The 3,945-nt window shown below is 70.9% G+C and carries 4 protein-coding genes; 3 read left to right on the top strand and 1 reads right to left on the bottom strand.

Going from position 1 to position 3,945, the window contains the following annotated elements; translation table 11 throughout:
* Positions 1-123: 123 nt before the first annotated feature.
* Positions 124-552 (bottom strand): MerR family transcriptional regulator, encoded by a 429-nt coding sequence (locus AB0395_RS47680; protein ID WP_366294875.1) that lies wholly within the window; start codon positions 550-552, stop codon positions 124-126.
* Positions 553-612: 60 nt separating this feature from the next.
* Between AB0395_RS47680 and AB0395_RS47675 the strand changes: the two genes are divergently transcribed.
* From AB0395_RS47675 to AB0395_RS47665, 3 genes are all read left to right on the top strand, one after another.
* Positions 613-1,557, top strand: coding sequence for an NAD(P)/FAD-dependent oxidoreductase (locus AB0395_RS47675; protein WP_366294872.1), 945 nt, complete (start codon positions 613-615; stop codon positions 1,555-1,557).
* 5 nt (positions 1,558-1,562) lie between these two features.
* Entirely contained in the window at positions 1,563-3,002 is a 1,440-nt protein-coding gene (locus AB0395_RS47670) for an MDR family MFS transporter (protein ID WP_366294870.1), read from the top strand.
* A gap of 154 nt (positions 3,003-3,156) precedes the next feature.
* Positions 3,157-3,945 (top strand): LLM class flavin-dependent oxidoreductase (locus AB0395_RS47665; RefSeq protein WP_366294868.1); only part of this gene is annotated, 789 nt, incomplete at its 3' end.

The raw sequence follows: 3,945 nt of genomic DNA, 5'->3' as shown, positions 1-3,945 counted from the left end.
GTGTCCTCTCCCTCATGTGCGGGAAGCGTGACCCCGACCCGGGTCCCGCCCCCGGGACGGTCCTCGACCGTGAACGACCCGCCGAGCTCAACGCCCGCCGGCCCGGTACCGGGAGCGGCAGGTTCAGATCACGCAGTCGTCCTCACGGTGGTCGTGGAGTCCGGCCGCGCCCTCCACGATGCGCCGATAGCTAGGGCACTGGGTGAAGTCGTCCGCCGTGCACCGCATGAGGTGCTCGATCAGCGCCTTGGACGCCGATATCTCGCGGAGCCTGCGCTCCAGCTCAGTGTGATGGCGCTGGAGGAGCGCTTGGCGTTCAGTCTTACCGGAGACACTGAGCATCTCCCGGATCTGCTCCAGGCTCATCCCGCCCGCCTTGGCGCGGATGATCGTCAGGACGTGGATGACCTGGTCGCGGGTGTAGCGGCGGCGGCCGTTCACCCTGGTGGCCGGGGTCAGCAGGCCCATCGCCTCCCAGTGGCGCAGTACATGCGGTGCGAGATCGAACCGCTCGGCGAGTTCCCCGATCAGCATGGAATCGCTTGACTTCATGTTGACATTAACTTGCAGACTTGCCTCCACGTCAAGCAACGACCGCTTACGGAGGCAGACATGTTCGACGCCGTCATCGTCGGCGCAGGCCCGGCAGGCATGGCCGCCGCCCTAACTCTGGGGCGGGTCCACCGCAGGGTGCTTCTGGCCGACGCCGGCGAGGGCCGAAACGCCCCGGCCAGCAACGTGCACAACTTCCTGACCCGCGACGGCACGCCGCCCGCCGAGTTGCGCAGGCTCGGCCGCGAGGAACTGGCCGCGTATCCGGCGGTTCGGATACAGGCTGGTACGGTTACCGGCGCCCGCCTCCTGGAGGAGAGCCGCTTGCGTCTGGAACTGTCCGGCGGCGGCACGGTGGAAACGCGGCGGCTCCTGCTGGCGACCGGGTTGGCCGACGAGATTCCCGGTCTCCGGGGGGCCGAAGCGCTGTGGGGCCGATCCGCCTTCCACTGCCCCTACTGTCACGGCTACGAATGCACCGGCAAGCAGGTCGCGGTGATCGGCGCGGAACCGGCCCGGGTCCGGCTGGCGCTGCAACTGAGCCGTTTTGCCGCCGACGTCATCCTCTGCACGGGCGGCGAAGCGCTCGAACCCGCCTCGCACGCGAAATTGGAATCGAACGGTGTCTCCGTGCGCTGCGAAACCATCGCCTGCCTGGAGGGGAGCGGTGGCCGGCTGGAGCACATCGTGTTCGAAAGCGGCGAGCCGCTGGCCAGGAACGCGGTGTTCGTCGTCAACGTGCCGCGCCAGCGCTCCGATCTGGCCGCCTGCCTCGGCTGCGTGACCTTCGCCGACGGATGCGTGGAGGTGAACGAGTTCGGCCAGACCAGCGTGCCGGGTGTGTACGCGGCAGGTGACATGGCGCGGCGCGCCACCATACCGGTGCCGATGGCCGCGGTCATCGCCGCCGCGGCCAGCGGCACCGTGGCCGCGGCGGCCATCGACCAGGACCTGCTGTGCACCGACTTCGACCTGCCCAACCCGCTCGTGCGGGCAAGGGGCTGAGCCTGATGTCCGCAGACCTCACACAGACCGCCTCCGGCGCTCCGCCGAGAGGCGGCAACGTGCCACTCGCCACGGCCGGCCTCCTGATCGGCATGCTGCTGTCGGTTCTGGACCAGACGGTGGTGGCCATCGCCCTGCCCGACATCGCCGCCGACCTGGGCGGTATGGACGCGATCAGCTGGATCGTCACCTCCTATGTGCTGGCCTCCACGGCGGCCGGCGCGCTCTACGGCCGCATCAGCGACCGATTCGGCCGGCGCCCGGTATTCGTCACCGCGGTCGCCGTCTTCATCGCGGGCTCCGCATTGTGCGGCCTGGCCCAGACGATGCCCCAGCTGGTCGTCGCAAGAACCCTGCAGGGCGTCGGTGCCGGCGCACTGTTCGTTCTGCCGACGATCGCCCTGTCCGAGCTGTACCCGCGGCATCTGCGTAGCAGGGTCCAGGGTTTCACCGGCGGTGTCTTCGCGCTCGCCAGCGTCGGCGGCCCGCTCGCCGGCGGCGCGATCACCGACGCCTGGGGCTGGCGCTGGATCTTCTACATCAACCTGCCCCTCGGCCTGCTCAGCATGGCGCTCACCTTGTTCACGCTGCGGCTGCCCAAACCCGGCGGGGGCGGCCAGGTCGACCTGGCCGGGGCCGTGCTGATCGCGGGCGCGACGGTGGGCCTGCTCCTGCTTTCCGAATGGGGTGGCCGCGCATACGCGTGGAACTCCGGCGTGATCCTCACGTTGGCCGGGACGGTGGCGGCGCTGGCGGCCCTGTTCATCTGGCGGGAACGACGTGCGGCCAACCCGCTGCTGCCCCTGCGGCTGTTCACCGACCCCACCCTGCGCGTCGCGCTTGCCGCCACCGCGCTGCTCGGCGCGTTGCTCGGCGGATCGATCGTCTATCTGCCCACCTATCTGCAGGCCGCGTACGGGATGGGGGCCGCCCAGGCGGGCCTGGCGCTCAACCCGTACGTCCTGACGTTCATGGCGGTCTCCTCACTCGCCGGCGTCCGCATCGGCGCAGGCGGCCGCTTCAAGCCCTACCTGCTCGCCGGCTCGGTGATCTCGGTGCTGGGGTTCATGCTGCTGAGCCGGCTCACTCCCGACACCTCCTACGCCCTGCTCGCGGTGGAGATCGCGGTGCTGGGGGCCGGGTTCGGGCTGCTGATGCAGAACCTGGTGGTCGTCGCGCAGAACGCCGCCCCACCCGGGGACCTGGCCGCCACGACCTCCGCCGCCGTGTCCGTCCGTGGCCTGGGCCTGTCGCTCGGCGTGGCGGTCTTCGGAAGCCTCCTCGCCCGTGAACTTCAGGGCCGCGCTCCGAGCCCGGCGGTGACCGTCACGGCCATCCCGGACGTCTTGTTCTGGGGTGTCCCGGCCGCCGCGGTCCTGGTGGCGCTGATGGCCTTACTGCCCCGGACGGTGCGTCCCCCCGCATCAGGAGACGCAGCGGCGTGAGCACGCGACAGACCGTCGCTACCGGGATCGGCGGGGAGCCTGGCCGCTACCGCAGGGGGAGTAGGCCCATGTGCGGGCGTGCGCCGTACGGAGTAGTCGATCACCGGCCCTGCGGGCGACGCCCCGGCCACCCCCATGGGCAATGGTGGCGGGCATGACCACTCACCCGTTCAGATTCGGCACCGTCGCCGGATACGCCCCGAGCGCCGAGGCCTGGGCCGGACTCGCCCGCCGGGTCGAGAGCCTGGGATACGCCACGCTGCTGGTACCCGACACGCTCGGCACGTTCTCGCCGTTCGCGGCGGCGGCGGCCGCCGCCGCGGTGACCACGACTCTGCGTGTCGGCACCTTCGTGGTCAGCGCCCCCTACCGGACGCCGGAGGCCACGGCCTGGGAAACGTCCACCCTGCACACGCTCACCGGCGGCCGGTTCGAGCTGGGCATCGGCGCGGGACGGCCGCGCGCCGAGCAGGACGCCGCCGCGCTGGGCGTCGAGTTCGGCACTGCGGCCCAGCGGATCGAACGGCTCGCGCGGACGGTGGCGGCGGTGCGCGACGTGCCGATCCTGATCGCCGCCTCTGGCCCCCGGCTGCTCAGGCTGGCCGCGGAGAAGGCCGACATCGTCGCGCTCGGCGTGCCACCGCAGTTCACCGAGGAACAACTCGCGGCCAAGCTGAACGATCTGCGGGAGTTCGCCGGCGATCGCCACGATCATCTGCAGATCAGCATGAACCTGGCAGCCGTCGGCGATGAGCCGCCCGAATGGCTGACCAGCCAGATGGGCGTCGACCCGCGTGAGGTGGCGGCCAGGGGCGGCACCGGCGTCCTCACCGGGACGGTCAATGAGATGGCCCGCCGGGTTCCTGTCCAGCGTCTTCGTCGACCCCGGCACGATGCCCGCGTGGCTCGGCGCCATCGCCGAGTGGAACCCGCTGTCGGTCAC

Source organism: Streptosporangium sp. NPDC051023, from assembly GCF_040689595.1.
Classification (GTDB): domain Bacteria; phylum Actinomycetota; class Actinomycetes; order Streptosporangiales; family Streptosporangiaceae; genus Streptosporangium.
Note: the sequence above shows the minus strand (reverse complement) of the source record. Positions and strands in the feature narration are given on the sequence as shown.

Coding starts and splice junctions, on each gene's coding strand:
- AB0395_RS47680 (WP_366294875.1), bottom strand. CDS start 552: ATGAAGTCAAGCGATTCCATGCTGATCGGGGAACTCGCCGAGCGGTTC.
- AB0395_RS47675 (WP_366294872.1), top strand. CDS start 613: ATGTTCGACGCCGTCATCGTCGGCGCAGGCCCGGCAGGCATGGCCGCC.
- AB0395_RS47670 (WP_366294870.1), top strand. CDS start 1,563: ATGTCCGCAGACCTCACACAGACCGCCTCCGGCGCTCCGCCGAGAGGC.